Origin of the sequence: Micromonospora sp. CA-240977 (assembly GCF_050942285.1) — a bacterium.
GTDB lineage: Bacteria > Actinomycetota > Actinomycetes > Mycobacteriales > Micromonosporaceae > Micromonospora.
In genome coordinates, this window is the sequence record NZ_CP192055.1 from 3461867 (window position 1) to 3477086 (window position 15220).

Annotated in this window: 16 protein-coding genes; 9 read left to right on the forward strand and 7 right to left on the reverse strand. The window is 72.6% G+C overall.

Annotation, left to right across the window (positions count from 1 at the left end):
- On the forward strand, positions 1-1446 hold the full coding sequence (locus tag ACQPWW_RS15855; RefSeq protein ID WP_433134369.1) for an ABC transporter substrate-binding protein: 1446 nt from the start codon (positions 1-3) through the stop codon (positions 1444-1446).
- The gene (locus ACQPWW_RS15860; RefSeq protein WP_433133455.1) at positions 1443-1802 is read left to right on the forward strand and encodes a CU044_2847 family protein; all 360 of its coding nucleotides are present in this window, start codon (positions 1443-1445) and stop codon (positions 1800-1802) included. Before ACQPWW_RS15855 ends, ACQPWW_RS15860 begins: the two co-directional genes overlap by 4 nt.
- A 59-nt stretch (positions 1803-1861) precedes the next feature.
- Here the strand turns inward: ACQPWW_RS15860 and ACQPWW_RS15865 are convergent, their stop codons facing one another.
- Complete coding sequence (locus tag ACQPWW_RS15865) at positions 1862-3310, reverse strand: M20/M25/M40 family metallo-hydrolase (RefSeq protein WP_433133457.1); 1449 nt, start codon at positions 3308-3310, stop codon at positions 1862-1864.
- A gap of 121 nt (positions 3311-3431) precedes the next feature.
- On the opposite strand from ACQPWW_RS15865, the gene ACQPWW_RS15870 reads away from it, so the two are divergent.
- Positions 3432-4733, forward strand: a complete 1302-nt coding sequence (locus ACQPWW_RS15870; protein ID WP_433133459.1) for an NAD(P)/FAD-dependent oxidoreductase — start codon at positions 3432-3434, stop codon at positions 4731-4733.
- Positions 4734-4757: 24 nt separating this feature from the next.
- Here ACQPWW_RS15870 and ACQPWW_RS15875 read toward each other — a convergent pair whose 3' ends face one another.
- The 3 genes from ACQPWW_RS15875 to ACQPWW_RS15885 all read right to left on the reverse strand — a co-directional run bounded on the left by ACQPWW_RS15875 (position 4758) and on the right by ACQPWW_RS15885 (position 7830).
- Positions 4758-5852 carry an AI-2E family transporter gene (locus tag ACQPWW_RS15875; RefSeq protein ID WP_433133461.1) on the reverse strand — a complete coding sequence of 365 codons (1095 nt, stop codon included), beginning with the start codon at positions 5850-5852 and terminating at the stop codon, positions 4758-4760.
- Between the two features lie 93 nt (positions 5853-5945).
- Complete coding sequence (locus tag ACQPWW_RS15880; RefSeq protein WP_433133463.1) at positions 5946-6734, reverse strand: spermidine synthase; 789 nt, start codon at positions 6732-6734, stop codon at positions 5946-5948.
- A gap of 118 nt (positions 6735-6852) precedes the next feature.
- Positions 6853-7830, reverse strand: a complete 978-nt coding sequence (locus ACQPWW_RS15885) for a DUF2267 domain-containing protein (protein ID WP_433133465.1) — start codon at positions 7828-7830, stop codon at positions 6853-6855.
- A 201-nt stretch (positions 7831-8031) separates the two neighbouring features.
- Here ACQPWW_RS15885 and ACQPWW_RS15890 point away from each other — a divergent pair, with 201 nt between their 5' ends.
- A complete protein-coding gene (locus ACQPWW_RS15890) occupies positions 8032-8346 on the forward strand; it encodes a hypothetical protein (protein WP_433133467.1) in 315 nt (104 codons plus the stop codon).
- 71 nt (positions 8347-8417) lie between these two features.
- Here ACQPWW_RS15890 and ACQPWW_RS15895 read toward each other — a convergent pair whose 3' ends face one another.
- Positions 8418-8747: an STAS domain-containing protein gene (locus tag ACQPWW_RS15895; protein ID WP_433133469.1), complete on the reverse strand. Its 330-nt coding sequence runs from the start codon at positions 8745-8747 to the stop codon at positions 8418-8420.
- Positions 8748-8957: 210 nt separating this feature from the next.
- Here ACQPWW_RS15895 and ACQPWW_RS15900 point away from each other — a divergent pair, with 210 nt between their 5' ends.
- The 5 genes from ACQPWW_RS15900 to ACQPWW_RS15920 all read left to right on the forward strand — a co-directional run bounded on the left by ACQPWW_RS15900 (position 8958) and on the right by ACQPWW_RS15920 (position 13418).
- A complete protein-coding gene (locus ACQPWW_RS15900) occupies positions 8958-10796 on the forward strand; it encodes a SpoIIE family protein phosphatase (RefSeq protein WP_433133471.1) in 1839 nt (612 codons plus the stop codon).
- Positions 10793-11830, forward strand: a complete 1038-nt coding sequence (locus ACQPWW_RS15905; protein WP_433133473.1) for a cobalamin B12-binding domain-containing protein — start codon at positions 10793-10795, stop codon at positions 11828-11830. The genes ACQPWW_RS15900 and ACQPWW_RS15905 overlap by 4 nt, the downstream gene beginning before the upstream one ends.
- Positions 11831-11947: 117 nt before the next feature.
- Positions 11948-12295, forward strand: a complete 348-nt coding sequence (locus ACQPWW_RS15910) for an STAS domain-containing protein (protein WP_433133475.1) — start codon at positions 11948-11950, stop codon at positions 12293-12295.
- A gap of 68 nt (positions 12296-12363) precedes the next feature.
- Entirely contained in the window at positions 12364-12810 is a 447-nt protein-coding gene (locus ACQPWW_RS15915) for a response regulator (protein WP_145782537.1), read from the forward strand.
- A 110-nt stretch (positions 12811-12920) separates the two neighbouring features.
- Positions 12921-13418, forward strand: a complete 498-nt coding sequence (locus ACQPWW_RS15920) for an ATPase (protein ID WP_433133477.1) — start codon at positions 12921-12923, stop codon at positions 13416-13418.
- 96 nt (positions 13419-13514) lie between these two features.
- On the opposite strand, the gene ACQPWW_RS15925 is transcribed toward ACQPWW_RS15920, so the two are convergent.
- Positions 13515-14366 carry a hypothetical protein gene (locus ACQPWW_RS15925; protein ID WP_433133479.1) on the reverse strand — a complete coding sequence of 284 codons (852 nt, stop codon included), beginning with the start codon at positions 14364-14366 and terminating at the stop codon, positions 13515-13517.
- A gap of 415 nt (positions 14367-14781) precedes the next feature.
- On the reverse strand, positions 14782-15207 hold the full coding sequence (locus ACQPWW_RS15930; RefSeq protein WP_355033508.1) for an OsmC family protein: 426 nt from the start codon (positions 15205-15207) through the stop codon (positions 14782-14784).
- Positions 15208-15220: the final 13 nt, after the last annotated feature.

Here is a 15220-nt window from a genome sequence, read left to right on the forward strand (position 1 = left end):
ATGAAGCACAGCGGACGGGTGACTCGGACGGCATTGGCGATGGTCACGGTGCTGATCGCCAGTGTCGCGCTGAACGGGTGCTCCGCCGAGCCGGCTGAGGAGCTGACAGTCCTCGGCCCGTGGACCGGCGACGAGGAGGTGGCGTTCAAGGCGGTGCTGGAGGACTTCAGGGACAGGTTCGGTTTCCAACCCCGTTATCAGGGGCACCGGGACGTCAGCCAGGTGCTCCAGGTGGCGATTGAGCGCGGCCGCCCGCCCGACGTCGCGGTCCTGCCCCGCGTCAACGACCTGCAACGCTACGTCAATGCCAAACAGTTGGCGCCGCTGACGGGCGCCGTCACGACCGACCCGGGCGCCGCTCCGCAGCTGATCAAGGTCGCCCCCAAATCGGGAGGGGACGGCGACGAACTCGCCTACGGGGTCGCGATCGCCACCAACCTGAAGAGCGTGGTCTGGTACGACCCGACCGAGTTGAAAGGTTTGGGCGAGGACCCGCCAAGGACCTGGGACGAGCTGGTCAGCCTGACCCAGCGCAAGATCGGTGATGAGCAGGTGCGCTGGTGCCTCGCCATGAGTTCCCAGCCGGTCTCCGGTTGGCCGGGCACTGACTGGATCGAGGACATCCTGTTGCATCAGTCCGGCCAGGCCCTCTACGAGCAGTGGACGCGCGGTGACCTCGCCTGGAACTCCCCGCAGGTCAAGGCGGCCTGGGAAACCTGGGGCGCCCTGCTGCGGGCCTCGTCGGAGGGGACGGCCCGCGCCAGCCTCTACACCACCTTCGCAACGGCGGCGAAGGGCCTGCTTCCGAGCGGTGAGGCGGCTGAGTCGTCCGCCTCCCCGCCTGCGGAGGCGGCAGAGTCCGAGCCAAGGCGATGTCACCTGGACCACCAGGGTTCCTTCGCTATCCGCGAATACCGGCCGAAGCCATCACAAACACCGAGCCCGACGCCTACCGGCTCGGCTGCCCGGCCCTTGGCATTCTTCCCGACACCGCCGATCGGGTTGACGGACACGTCGGCCCTCCGCGAGGTCTCCGACGACGTCGCGGTCATGTTCAGTGACACCGAGGACAGCAAGGACAACAAGGACACCGAGCGGGCCAGCAAACTGATGACGTACCTCGCCTCCGCAGAGGCGCAGGCGGACTGGCGCGAGCACACCCAGGACGTGGCCTTCAGCCGACGTAGCCATGCACCCGAGTACCAGGACAAGGCCTTGGCGGCGGTCGCCGAGCGGCTGCGCACCGGCACCCTGTGCTGGGACGGGTCGGACCTGATGCCGGCGGCGATGGCCACGGCGTTCGAACGGGCGGTTCTGGTTTACCTGGAAGCGCCGGAGCGCCTGGACAGTCTGCTGGCCGAACTCGAAGCATCCAGGCTGGCGCCCAGTGCCGAGTGGATGGCTCTCACCTGCGTGCCGGCCGGGAAAAAGGAAACTGAACGATGACGGAACTGCGCAGATTCGACCTCGACGGTGGCGGCTCGGTGGTGGTCGAGGTCGACGCTAGGGCCGGCGTGACGCCGGCCGGCAATGCCGGCAAGGTGGTCCGTGAGGCGCGGGCGACCTTCGACCGGGCGCTCTCGGAGGTACGCGACGCCGCCTCCGCCGCGCTCGGCCAGTTCCAGTCGATGGCCCACCGTCCGGACGAGGTCGAGATCACCTTCGGCGTGCAGTTGACCGCGGAGGCCGGCGCGGTGATCGCCCGGACCGGCGTGCAGGGTCAGCTCACGGTGACGGTGCGCTGGCAGCGACCACAGGGCCCCACCCCACCGCAGCCCGACGCACCCGTGTCGCCGACGTGATCAGGAGGTTTGCGTCCCGACGCCAGGCGGGGACGCAGACCTCCTGATCGGCAGAACGCCTAGGCGCCCGGGCGGGGGAAGGCCACCGGGCTGCGGAGGTTGTTGTGGCCGACCGCGCGGATGCCGAAGAAGACGTTGTCCTTGGACAGGTCGATGCTGACCTCGGTGACGTCACCGACGCCTATCATCCGCTGCCACTCGGCGGCCGTGGTCTCCCGCCACACCACCTCGTAGCCGGCCAGGCCGGGCTCGTCGCCGCGCTGCCAGCGCAGCGTCGTGTTGTTGGTCAGGTCGGTGGTCACGATGATGGCGCCCCGGGGTGTGCCGGGTGCCTGGGCCAGCGACCAGAGCGCCGCGCCGTTGACCCGGGCCACCCGAGCGATGTACGCGAAGTCGCAGAACTCCGGCAGATCACCGAACTGTTGGCCGTCCTGCACCCGGACGTCCTGGTGCTGGTGGGCGAAGTCCTCGTTCGGCTCGGTGAACCGTGCCGCCGGCCAGCCCTCGCGCAGGAACGAGATGTGGTCGCTGCCGCGCAGGTAACGGTCCCGCCGGTAAATCACCCGTACCCGCATGTCGGTGGCGTCGTTTTCCGCCACGTCGCGAACGAACCGGGCGAGTTGCCGCGACGGTGAGTCGTTCTCGCCGCCGACGGACTGCCGGGTGGTGGCCTCGGCCGGGGTCTCCGCCGTCGGCACGCCCTCCGCGAAGAGTCGCACCGCGTGCGGGTCGCGGGTGCCGTCGTCGGCGGTGCTGCTGCCCACGATGTCGTCGCTGAACATGCCCTGCACGTCCGCGCCGGCCGCCTTGAGCTGCTGGGCGAGGTACGCCGAGCCGTACAGGCCCTGCTCCTCGGCGGCGACCGCGGCGAACACGACTGTGGCCGCGGTGGGCCGGGTGGCCATCAGTCGGGCCAACTCCAGCACCACGGCCACCCCGGAGGCGTCGTCGTCCGCGCCCGGCGCGTCGCTGACGGCGTCCATCACGTCGGTGACCCGGGAGTCGTAGTGGCCGGTCACCACGTAGGTGCGGTTCGGTGCCGTCTGGCCGCGCAGGGTGGCCACCACGTTGGTGATCCGGGTGGCGGTGGGGATCCGCGACGCGGGTTCCTGCACGTATGACTGGAGCTCGACGGTCATCCGGCCGCCTGAGGTCGCCGCGTACTCCTGGAGGCGGGCGTGGATCCAGTCGCGGGCGGCGCCGATCCCCCGCTGGGGGTCGTCCTGGCTGGAGAGGGTGTGCCGGGTGCCGAACGCGGCCAGCCGCCGCACCGTCGCCTCGATGCGTCGCGGGTCGACCTGCCGGAGCAGTTCGCGCAGTTCACGGTCGGGCCGCTGCGCGCGGGCCGGGCGCCCGGGGCCGGCGGGGAGGGTGTCGGCGGCGGCCGGTGCGGCGAGCGCGGGCATCGCGACGGTGGCGGCGGTCGCGGCGGTGGCGGCTGCCGAAGCGGACAGGAAGGTGCGGCGGGTGGGCCTCGTGGGCCGTGCGCCGGTGTCGTCTGATCCCATCCCGGCATCCTGCCCATCGACGATGGTGTCTGTCTATATCACCGGTCGTGGATGTTCTGCGACTCGCACCCTGACCGGCTGTTCCACGTTTGTCCCGGGCGTCGACGGGAAACGGCCCGCAATGACGAAACCTCGTGTGGTGATCGTGGGGGCCGGGTTCGCCGGTTACCACGCGGCGAAGACGCTGAGCCGGATCGCCCGGGACCGGGCCGAGATCGTGGTGCTGAACTCCACCGACTACTTCCTCTACCTCCCGTTGCTGCCCGAGGTGGCGGCCGGGGTCGTCGAGCCCAAACGGATCGCGGTGCCCCTGACCGGGACGCTCAAGGGCGTACGCGTGGTGGTCGGCGAGGCGGACCACGTCGACCTGCAGAACCGCTGGGTCGGGTTCACCCAGGCCGAGGGGGAGAAGAACCGGTTGGCGTACGACAGGTTGATTCTCGCCGTGGGCAGCGTCAACAAGTTGCTGCCCATCCCGGGGGTGACCGAGTACGCGCACGGCTTCCGCGGCCTGCCCGAGGCCGTCTACCTGCATGATCACATCGTCCGTCAGCTCGAACTGGCCGAGCAGGCCGAGGATCCGGCCGAGCAGCAGGCCCGCTCCACGTTCGTGGTGGTCGGGGCGGGCTACACCGGCACCGAGGTCGCCGCGCACGGGCAGTTGTTCACCGACGCGCTGCACGCCCAGCGGCCCCGGCTCACGGTCCGGCCGCGGTGGATGCTGCTCGACGTGGCGCAGCGGGTGCTGCCCGAGATGGACGAGCGGATGTCGAACACCTCGCACCGGGTGCTGAACCGCCGAGGGGTGGACGTCCGGATGGGCACGTCGGTGGCGGAGGCGACCTGCGACGGGGTGAAGCTCACCGACGGTGAGTATGTGCCGACCTGCACCCTGGTGTGGTGTGTGGGGGTGCGCCCCGACCCGTTCGTCAACGAGTTGGGTCTGCGCACGGACCGGGGGCGGCTGGTGGTCGACGAGTTCCTGAACGTCCCCGGCTACCCGGAGGTGTTCGCCTGCGGCGACGCCGCGGCGGTGCCCGACCTGGTGAACCCGGGAAAGATCTGCGGGATGACGGCTCAGCACGCGCAGCGGCAGGGCAAGCGCGCGGCGCACAACATCGCCGCGTCGTACGGGTTCGGGCGGCGCAAGCCGTACAAGCACCACGACCTGGGCTGGGTCGTCGACCTGGGGGGCAAGGACGCGGCGGCGAACCCGTTGCAGGTGAACCTGGCCGGGTTGCCGGCCAAGACGGTCACCCGGGCGTACCACCTGATGGCGATGCCGGGGAACCGCACGCGGGTCAGCGCCGACTGGGTGCTCGACGCCGCGCTGACCCGCTCGGCGGTCCAGTTGGGGCTGGTCCCGGCGAACGCGGTGCCGTTGGAGAGCACCACACCCGAGGTCGCGTCCCGCGCCCGGTGAGCGGGCGACACGCGTGCCGGCCGGTCAGCCCCGCGGGGTGGGACCGGCCGGTCGTCGCGCACCGGGACCGGCCGGCGGCGCGGGCCGCAGCCGGCGCGGGCCGTACTCGCGCAGCAGGGTCTGCGCGATGCCGGCGGCGGGGATGGCCAGCAGCGCGCCCAGCAGACCGGCCAGCTCCGCCGCCAGCAGCACGCTGACCAGCACGGTCAACGGGTTGAGTCGGACCGCCCGGGACAGGATGACCGGCTGGAGGAGGTGGTTCTCCACCTGCTGGTAGACAACGAAGAAGACAAGCACCACCACCCCGGCGGTGGGGGAGTGCAGGAAGCCGGCCCCGGCCGCGATGACCGCGCCGAGCGTCGCACCGACAAGCGGTATCAGGTCGGCCACCGCCACCAGCAGGGCGATCACGGCCGCGAACGGCACCCCGGTGACGACAAGCACCACGAAGGTCAACACCCCGCAGACGACGCTGATCAACAGGTTGCCGGTGAGGTAGCCGGTGACGGTGCGCGACACCTCCCGGCCCACCCGGCGCAGTCGCTCACCCTGACCGTCCCCGGCCGCCGCGAGCAGACCGCGGGTCAGCCGCGGCGCCTCCAGAACCATGAGGTACGCCAGCACGATGACAGTGACCAGCCCGGCGACGGTCTCGACGAGGCCGCGCAGCACGCCCACGGCGGGTTGCCGCAGTCGGGTGCCGAGGTCGCGCACCTGGTCGGAGTGCTCGCTGACGTACCGCCGCGCGCCGGTGCGCTCCAGCAGCTGCCCCAGCGGCCCCCGGCCGGCGCGGGCGTCGTGCAGCAACCCGGGCGCCCGGTCGGCGAACCGGGCCAGCTCCCCGGACAACGGCACCAGGATCAGCGCGGCCAGGATCGCCAGCAGCACGAACACGACGAGGAACACCAGCAGCGTGGCCACCGAGCGCCGCCGCACGAGGCGGCGTTGCAGGCGGTCGACAAGGGGCTTGAGCGCCACGGCGAAGAACGCGGCGACCACCGCCCAGACCAGCACCCGGCGGGTCGCGTACACGAGGGCCAGCGCGAGCGCGGTCGCGAGCACCAGACCGATCACGATCAGGGTCCGGCGGGCGGTCACCCGGTCGTCGGTGTTGCTCATCCGCCGCGACTTCCCCGCGCTCGCCGTCGGAAACCCGGCATTGCGGACGCGACGGGCGCTCTGCTCCGCCCGCGTGGCAAGGACGAAGCCGGCTCAGGGGCGCTCGTCGGCGTCGGTGCGGGGATGGGCGCCGGCGACGAACGTGTCAAGCGCGGCGGCGTGCAGCAGGCCGCCCGGCACCGGGTCACGCAGGGCCGCCACCGCCAGCCGGCCGACCGGCAACCCGCCGGGTCGGGACGTCGCGGCCAACACCAGGTTGCCGTACCGGCGGCCGCGCAGCATCCGCCGGTCGCCGAGCACGCACACGTCGGCGAAGACCGCCCGCACCGTTGCCACCTGCACCCGGGTGGCGACAAGCGGCGGCAGGTCCGTGACGTTGACCAGGAACATCCCGTCGGGGCGCAGGGCGCGGGCCACCTCGGCGGCGAACTCGACGGTGCGCACGTGCGGGGGCATCCGGGCCGCCCGGTAGATGTCGGCGATCACCACGTCGTAGGAACCGGCCGGGGCGGCGGTGAGCGCGTCCCGGGCGTCGGCGACCTCCACCCGTACCTGCGGCGGCAGCGGCGGCAACTCCCGGGCCACCAGCTCGACCACCGCCGGGTCCCGCTCCACGACGCGTTGCGGGGAGCCGGGCCGGGTGGTGGCCAGCCAGCGGGGCAACGTCAACGCGCCACCACCCAGGTGCAGAACGCTCAGCGGGGCGCCCGCCGGGGCGGCCGACTCCACCGCCGAGGCGATCCGCCGGACGTACTCGAAGTGCAGGTGCCGGGGATCCTCGACGTCCACGTACGACTGCTCGACCCCGGCGGACAGGAGGGTCCGTCCGGTCCGCCGGACCGGGTCGGCGACCAGCTCCAGCCGGTCGGCGGCGCGGCTCATGACCGGCACGCTAGCGGTATTGCCCAGGCACGTTGCCGGCGGGCGGCACGGCATTGCCGACGGGCCGGCGGAGCGGGATGTCCCGCGTCCACCGGCCCGTCGGCACCGCTGCGGCCGGTCAGCCGCCGGCCATCCCGGCTCCCACCTCGTCGATCGCGTCGTCGATCCGGTGGGCGAGATCCACGTCCAGCGCTGTCACCCCGTCGGCCTGACTGGTGCGCACTGTCAGTACGGCGGCGGTGTCCCCCGGACGTCCGATGCTCGGCCCGCGCCCGCTGTCCTGGCGCATCCGGTCGAGCCGGTCCAACACCCGGTCCAGGTTGTCCGGCGGCAGCGCGACCACGCGGTGCAGACCCTGACCGTCGCCGGTCCAGTAGGGCAGGTCGTCGAGCGCCGCGTCGATCGCGTCCGGGTCCAGGGTGGGCGTGGTGGTGGAGGCGCCCACCAGACCGCCGCCGGCCTCCGGTGGGTTGAGCAGGTCCCGCAACCCGTCGGGTACGTGCAACGACTCGACGAGGTCGCCGTCCTGCTCGGCGAGCGCGGCGATCGTCGCCTCCGCCTGGTATCGGGCCTGCTCGGGGGTGTTGCCGCTGATCCGGCCCACCTCGGCCAGGAAGCCGGGCAGGTCGCGGTGCCGTTCGATGCCGTCGACGGGCAGCACGTCGTGCAGCGACGCCGGCACCGCCGCGAGCAGGCGTTGCCGCTCGGCGGCATCCAGGGCGAAGGCGAGGACCAGCACTGTCGCCTCGGTGCCCACCTTGGCCGTCTTGAAGTCGACCCCGGCCCGACGCCGGACGTCGTCGACCAGGTCGTGGTAACCCATGCTGCGTACCCCGGCTGTGCCGGTCGGCGGGGACGGCTGCGGCCTCGGATTGTCGGCGGTGCCGACCTGCGGCGGCGCCGGCCCGCCGCGGGTGCTGTCCGGCTTGTGCGGTCCGGCCGCTGGTGGGCCGGCCCGCTTGCCCGACTCGAGGCTCGTGAGCTGCTTGGAGGCGCTCAGGCTGGCGCCGATCTCGCTGGGTTGGCGACCCTGGTCACGGGCCTGTCGGGCCAGCGCCCGACGCCGCTGGTTGTCGCCCTCCATCTGCTTGCGCATGGTGGCACCCCTTCCGCTGGGGATCGTGGGCTGTGTCAGCCGCCTTCCCGCCGTCCCGGGAGCCGAAACGGACGTCGCCGGGCGGGTCGGCCCGGTGTCCGCGACGCTTCATCCGCCGGGGGTGAGGGGTGCTCACCCGCCCGGCCCGCACGATCGGGTCAGGACCGAAGTTCTTCCGAGGTACGCGGAAGGAAGGTCGTCATGAAGCAGATCGTCGAGATCGTCCCCGCCCGACAAGGCTGGTACGCCCGCTGGCAGCTCACGCCGGAGGTCACCAGGTGTTACCCGGTGAGCCTGTGGGCGCTGCTGGAGGAGGCCGACGGGACCGGCCGTGAGGTCATCGGGATGGACTGCATCGGCCAATGGCCCGGCGCGGACGACAACGAGGCGGGTGGGCAGTTCGTCCGCTACCTGTACCAGACGCCTGATTCGGGTGAGCCCGAGGACGTCGATCCGCCCCCGACGGGCGAGCTGCGCGAGACCGGGCCGCGCCTCCAGCCGATGACGACACCCTAGACATTCCTCCGGCCCCCGACCCCAGGTCCCAGGGTCGGGGGCCACCCCGGCTGGGCGCAGGCGGCAGTGGATCAGCCGATGGCGCGTAGGTCGTCGGCGGCGTGCTCGACGGTCAGCAACTCGGTCAGACCGGTGCGGTCCAGCATCCGTTGCAGCTGTCGGCCGGCCCCGGTCAGCCGGATCGCCCCGGCGGTGTGGTGCACCACCAGCAGCGCGCTGAGCCCGGAGGAGTCGCAGAGGCTCACGCCGGTCAGGTCGATCAGCACCTGCTGGCCGTGCAGATCCGCGGCGGCGGCGATCAGCTCGGGCGCGGAGGCGTAGTCGAGCTCGCCAGTCAGCCGCAGTCGGACGTGCCCGGCGTCGAGCCGAGTTGTCTCGATGGTCAACAGCTGGTCGGACATTCCACCATGTTCCCAGCCGGGCGGACGAACGCAAATCGGGGGCCCGCGACACGTCCGCCCGCTTCCGCTCAGCCCCTGGCGGCGACACCTCGCCAGCCACGCTGAGATGCCGCTCTGTGCGTCCCGGCGTAGGGTGGGCTGGAGAGTTTTGGCCATGGACGCCGGTTCCGGTACGGGTTCGGGTGGACGACAAGGAGCGAGGCTCAGCTGGTGACTGCTTCCGACGTCAGGGACTGCGACCCGGGCGACGGACGGATCTTCACGCCGAGCACGACCGAGTCCCCGGCCTGGCCCGCCGACACGTCGCCCCGGCCCGCCGCGGCTCCGCCGCCCCGGCCCGCCGCGGCCCAGCCGCCCCGGCCCACTGCGGCCCCGCCGCCCCGGCCCGCCGCGGATCCACCGCCGATGGCCCTCGAACGCGATGCCGCCGCGCCCGACTGGTTCGAGGTCGTCGAGCACCTCCGTGAGGGTCTGGTGGTCTGTGACGCCGACGGCGTCGTGCGGCACGTCAGCCCGGTGGCCGAGCGGTTGCTGCCCGGTGTGACGCCCGGCGAGCTGCTCAGCGCGGCCGGTGTGCCCGGCCTGGGCGAGGGCGACCCCGGCGGCTTCACCTACCGCGGACGCCGACTGACCGCCCGCCGGGTGCCCCTCTCCGGGGCCCGCTGCTGCTGGTACGTCGAGGACGTCACCGACACCGTCGGCCGCGCCGAGGCGCTGCTCGCCGAGCGGTCCCGCTCGACCTTCCTGGCCGTGGTCGGTGACAAGCTGGGCAACCCGCTGCACCCCGCCCGGTCCGCCGCGGCGATCGTCCGACTCGCCGTGCCGACCCTGGCCGAGGTGGCCGTGCTGGTCCTCGCGCCGCGTGCCGGTCGGGCCCGCTGGTGGCGGGCCGCGGGCACCGACGACGAGGCGGCGTCGGTGGACAACGGCGTGCTGGCCGGCGGTGAGCTGCCCGCCGCCATTGCCGACGGGCTGACCGGGGTCGAGCCGCACGCTCTGGACTGGCTGGTCGAGCAGGCGGTCGACGCCGGCTGGCTGCCCGAGCTCGCCGGCATCGGCACCGCCGCCCGGGTCGTCCCGCTGCCGGGCCGGGACGCGCCGGTCGGTGTGCTGCTTGTCGCCCGTCGCGCCCCCGACTCGTACGACGAGGCCGACGCTGAGCTGATCCGCGCGTTCGCGGCCCGCGCCGGCGCGGCGATGACAACCGCGCTGCTCTACCGCGACCAGACGGAGGTCGCCGACACCCTCCAGGCCAGCCTGTTGCCGGTCGAGCCGGCCGAGGCCGCGGGCGTGCAGTGGGGCACCGCGTACCGGCCCGCGCAGGCGGGGCTGCGTATCGGTGGCGACTTCTACGGCTCGCACCGGCTCGCCGACGGTGGCTCGGTGTTCTTCCTCGGCGACGTGTCGGGCAAGGGGGTCGAGGCGGCCGTCTTCACCGGCCAGCTGCGCCAGTGCCTCCAGGCACTGCACCGGTTGGAGTCGCACCCCGGGCGGTTGCTGCGGCTGCTCAACGACGCGTTGCTGGAGACGACCCAGGCGCACGGCCAGGGCCGTTTCGCCACGATCGTGCTCGGCGTGGCCCGTCCCGACCGCGATGGTGGCCTCACCCTCACCATGGCCGGCGGTGGACATCTGCCGCCGCTGGTGCTGCGCGCCTCCGGCGAGGTGGAGTCGGTGCCGCTGCGCGGCATGCTGATCGGGGTGGTGCCCGACCCCCGCGTCGGCGAGGTGACCGTCCGGCTGGCGCCGGGCGAGACCTGCCTGCTCTACAGCGACGGGGTGACCGAGGCCCGCGGTGGCCGCCGTGGCGACGAGCAGTTCGGTGTGGAACGGCTGGTCGCCGCGGTGACCGGTTGCCAACGGATGCCGGCGCCAGCCCTGGCCGAGCGGGTCGAGCAGGTCACCTGCGACTGGTTGGCGCAGGGTGACCACGACGACATCGCGGTGCTGGCGTTGCGGGCGGCCGGTCCGGGTGGGCGCGTGTCGCGGCACCTGCACTCGGTGCCCGCACCGTTCCGCACCGACCCGCCGGGCGAGGTCGACGCGTGACCGCGGCCACCGCCGCCATCGTCCCGAGCGACGCCTACGCCGGTTATCTGGACTGCCTCGCCGACGCCGACGAGTACGCCGCGATCGACGTGGCGATCGACCTGCTCGACGCGGGCGTGCCGGCGGAGCGGGTGCTGCTCGACCTGGTCGCGCCCGCCCAGTCCGAGGTGGGTGAGCGGTGGGCGCGCAACGAGTGGAGCGTCGCCCAGGAGCACGCGGCCACCCACGTCAGCGAACGGGTGGTGGCGGCGGTGGCCACCCACGTCAACCCGCGCCCGACCGGCGGTCGGGTCGTTGTCGCGTGCATGGATGGCGAGTGGCACGCGCTGCCGCCCCGGCTGGTGGCCGAGGTGCTGCGGTTGCGGGGCTGGCAGGTGACGTTCCTGGGCGCCAGTGTGCCAGCGGCTCACCTCGTGTCGTACCTGCACCGTTATGACGCGCACGCCGTCGCGTTGGCGTGTGCGCTGCCGATGCGGCTGCCGCACGCCCACCGCATGATCGAGGCCTGCCGCCGCTCGGACGTGCCGGTGCTTGTCGGTGGGCGCGGGTTCGGTGCGGACGGCCGGTGGGCGCGTCGGCTCGGCGTGGCCTGGGCGAGGGACGCGCCCTCGGCGGCTGAGCTGATCTCCGACGAGCGGGCGTTGCGGAGGGTGCCGCCGGCGCGGCTGGCCCACCTGGCCGACGACGAGTACGCCAGCCTGGTGCGGCGTCGCGGCGAGCTGATCGACAGCGCGTTGGCCGACCTGCGGGAGCGGGTGCCGGCGACGCGCGCCTACAGCGCCAGTCAGCTCGACTCCACGGTGAGCGACCTGGGTCACATAGTGGATTTCCTGGCCGCGGCGGTCTACGTCGACGACGCCTCGTTGTTCACCGAGTTCGTCGAGTGGCTGACGGGGATCCTGGTGAGTCGGGGAGTGCCCGCCGCAGCCGTCGCCGGGTCCCTGGAGCACTACGCTGTCGCGTTGCGCGACTTCCCCCGGGCGGAGCGCATGCTGGCCCGGGGGCGCGCCGCGCTGCCCGGCGTCGCCCGCTGAGCGCCCATCCGCCCACGCCGCTGTCGATCACCGCGCCCTGCGGTTCGCGGCGCGACCCTGCGTATACTTGCCGCACTGCAAATGTCCCACCTGCCGGGTGGAGCGAGGGGGAGAACGGTGACGTTCAGCGTCAGCCACGTCGAGCGCGACGGCGGTGGCGCTTGCCTGCGTCTGGCGGGCGAGCTGGACATGAGCACGTCGCCCGAGCTGACCGCCGCGATCGACCGCCTCACGGCCGCGGGTGAGTCCCGGGTGTTGCTCGACCTCACCGACCTCACCTTCTGCGATTCCACCGGGATGGCCGTGTTCGTCCGGGGGGACAATCAGGCCGCGGCCGACGGGGGTTGGCTTCGGCTCGTCGGCGCCAACGGCCGCGTCGAGCGGGTGTTGCGGATGACCGGTCTGGCCGACGTGTTGCGCTACGAACCGGAATCGGTCGACCCCGCGTCCCGCACCGCCCCCTGATGGGCTAGATTTCCCCGCCAGCGCGGTGACCGTCAGGTCCCGTCCCCGTCGACCCGAGGCAGGTAGTGATGGGCGCAGACAGCCCGCAGCCGGTACGCATCCTGGTGGTCGACGACGATCCCGGTGACGTACTGATGATCGAGGAGGCGTTGGCGGACTCCGACGTCGACAAGGTCATCGACGTGGTCAGCGACGGCGAGGAGGCGATGGAGTTCCTCCGCGCCGAGGGCCGGCACCAGCAGGCCCGCCGGCCGGACGTGATCCTGCTGGACCTCAACATGCCGCGGATGGACGGCCGGCAGGTGCTCGGGGCGGTGAAGCAGGACGAGGACCTGCGGACCATCCCGATCGTGGTGCTGACCACCTCCAACGCCGACACCGACATCGTCGGCAGTTATACGTTGCAGGCCAACGCGTACGTCACCAAGCCGATCGACCTTGACGACTTCAACGACGTGGTCCGCCGCATCGACGAGTTCTTCGGCCGGGTGGTCGTGCTGCCCAAGCGCGTCTGACGCAGCCCCCGTGCGCGCATGCTGAACATTTTTCCCGAACCTCCTCGGCCGTCTCTGTCGCGGCCGAGGATCCAGGAGGGGAAGTAACAGCGGCTGCCTGGGGGCGACGGATGAGGTTCTCCATCGTTGAGACCGGTTACGACAAGCGGCAGGTGGATTCCTGCCTGGACGAACTGGGGGTCCGGCTGTCCCGGCTCGCGGCGCGCGCCGCGGGTGCGGCCGAGGCGAGCGGCGAGTGGGACGAGATCGGGCAGGAGGCGGAGTGGCTCAGCGGCCTCCTGCGGCGGCTGGACCTCGGCCACAGCGCCGGCACCCGGCACGCCGCCGGAGAGCCACGGGTGGCCGCCGAGGCCCTGGGCCAGGCCCGTGCCGAGTTGGCCCAGGCTCGCGCCGAGCTGGCCCAGGCTCGCGCGGAGGCCCGGCAGGTGCGCGAGCGGGCGTACGAGGAAGCGGTGCAGGCCCGGCGCGACTTCGAGGCGGCGCTGCACGCCCGGCGGCGGCGCGAGGCGCGGGTGGACGAGATCCTCGGTCAGGTGACGGAGGATCAGGTGCCCGCCGACACCCCGACCGCGGCTGCTGGCGTACCGGGTGGGAGTCGGCGGGCGTGACGCGGACGCGGAGCCGCCGTCCGACCGGCGCTGAGAGCGGCCGGCGCGAGCGCGTCGGGCTAGGTGGTTCCTCGCCGCGACCGTCGAGCGGTCGGCTCAGGCGGTGAGCGCCGCCGCGACGGTGGTCGCCCGATCCTCGTGCTGGGCGTACGCGTCCGGGTAGGCGGAGATCTGCACGGCCTGCGCGGCGGCGGTGACGCTCATGTCCTGCCAGCCGGGGATCTCGTTGAGTGCGCTGTAGAAGGCCCGCGCGGCGTACGACGGGCGCATCAGCTCCGCCACCGTGCCCCAGCCGCTGCTGGGCCGCTGCTGGAACAACCCGAGCGAGTCGTGGTCGGAGCCGCTGCCCTGGTTCGGGTAGTCAGCCGACTCGGGGAGGACGTCGCTGGCCAGGTTGTAGAGGTTGCTCTCCTGCATGGCGGTGGACAGCGCCACCACCAGGGCGCGGCGCGGCATCTTCATGTCCAGGCCGACGTCCACGATGATCTTCGCGTTGTCCATCTGTGCCTGGTCGAGGCCGGCGACCGGTCGGGGTCGGCGGGGCTTGACCGGCTTCTTGGGCACCTTGCGCACGACGGTGGGTGTGGGGCTGGGCGTCGCCGTCGGGCTGGGCAGGACCCGCGCGGGGGCGAGGTCGCGATCCAGCGACCGGGAGGCGCGCTCGTCGGCGATGGCGGCGCGGTCGGCCACCGCCTCGGCGAGCGGCTCCACAGTGCGGGCCGGGATGTCGTCGTTGCCCCGGGCGGTGGCGACCGCCACGAGGCTGAGGCAGCAGGTGACACCGGTGGCCAGGGCTACCCGGATCGGGGTCGAGGCCAGCAGGGGACGCCGGGGCAGTTCGGGGACGCGGTGCCGGCCGATCGGCCGTTCGGTTGAGGCGACTTCGCCCGATCGGGTGCTCGGGTGCGTGTCGGTCAGCTTCTGGTCGGAGGGGTCGTCGGGATGCACCTGACGAGGCTAAAGACCCAATTGCTCGTTATCGGCTGTCCGTACGGTGGCCTGCGCCACACTTTGCCCCGATCTTGGGGATTCCGGAGGGCGAAGGTGGAGCAAGACCGATCAACCTCGCGGATCGGGCCAGACCGGCATTTCCGATTGGCCGGCCGATAAGGTCTCGACGGCGATCCGCCGGCCGTGCGGTGGGCTCCTGTTCAGGAGTGGTGCGAACGGCCGATACCCAATCCGCCGAACGGCCCACCCGTCGGTGGGCGTGGCCCGGTAGCCGCGCAAGATCGCGCTCGATCCAGGAAGGAGGGGCCTCGGCACGACCGGGATGCCCCTGCAATCAGGATCGAGCACGATCTTGCGCTGGCCCGCAGGCCGGGTGGCCGGGCGGCCCGGTGGCCCCGGCCGGCGATGGACGTCAGTGTCGACCGTTCTCCGCTGGCGTGACTGTCAACCGGTGCCGGCTCGCGTCGCCGCTGGAGAACGGCCAGAGCCGGTCCGCGTACTCCACCAGGTCGGCCAGTTGATCTCGGCTCAGGCCCGCCGACGAGATCGAGGCGTGCACGTCCGCCCGGTAGAGACCGTCGTCGTCACGTCCCAGCTTCGCCTCCGCCCGCACCTGCACGGTGTGCGCCTCGTCGGTGATCTCCCCGGCCGCCTCCACCGCCGCGTGGTGCAGGCAGGACGCGAAGGCGGCGGCCAGCAACTGCTCTGGTCTCAGCCCCGTGCAGTGCGCCGCCAGCGGAGAGGCCAGCGGGGTGGAGAGCCCGCCGTCGTCGGTGCGTACGTGACCGCCCTCGGCGGTCGCGGTGGCCTCACGCAGCCAGGAACTCTGATCCGGCATCGCGTTTCTCCCG

Coding starts and splice junctions, on each gene's coding strand:
- ACQPWW_RS15870 (WP_433133459.1), top strand. CDS start 3,432: ATGACGAAACCTCGTGTGGTGATCGTGGGGGCCGGGTTCGCCGGTTAC.
- ACQPWW_RS15930 (WP_355033508.1), bottom strand. CDS start 15,207: ATGCCGGATCAGAGTTCCTGGCTGCGTGAGGCCACCGCGACCGCCGAG.
- ACQPWW_RS15895 (WP_433133469.1), bottom strand. CDS start 8,747: ATGTCCGACCAGCTGTTGACCATCGAGACAACTCGGCTCGACGCCGGG.
- ACQPWW_RS15890 (WP_433133467.1), top strand. CDS start 8,032: ATGAAGCAGATCGTCGAGATCGTCCCCGCCCGACAAGGCTGGTACGCC.
- ACQPWW_RS15875 (WP_433133461.1), bottom strand. CDS start 5,852: ATGAGCAACACCGACGACCGGGTGACCGCCCGCCGGACCCTGATCGTG.
- ACQPWW_RS15855 (WP_433134369.1), top strand. CDS start 1: ATGAAGCACAGCGGACGGGTGACTCGGACGGCATTGGCGATGGTCACG.
- ACQPWW_RS15880 (WP_433133463.1), bottom strand. CDS start 6,734: ATGAGCCGCGCCGCCGACCGGCTGGAGCTGGTCGCCGACCCGGTCCGG.
- ACQPWW_RS15915 (WP_145782537.1), top strand. CDS start 12,364: ATGGGCGCAGACAGCCCGCAGCCGGTACGCATCCTGGTGGTCGACGAC.
- ACQPWW_RS15920 (WP_433133477.1), top strand. CDS start 12,921: ATGAGGTTCTCCATCGTTGAGACCGGTTACGACAAGCGGCAGGTGGAT.
- ACQPWW_RS15865 (WP_433133457.1), bottom strand. CDS start 3,310: ATGGGATCAGACGACACCGGCGCACGGCCCACGAGGCCCACCCGCCGC.
- ACQPWW_RS15860 (WP_433133455.1), top strand. CDS start 1,443: ATGACGGAACTGCGCAGATTCGACCTCGACGGTGGCGGCTCGGTGGTG.
- ACQPWW_RS15885 (WP_433133465.1), bottom strand. CDS start 7,830: ATGCGCAAGCAGATGGAGGGCGACAACCAGCGGCGTCGGGCGCTGGCC.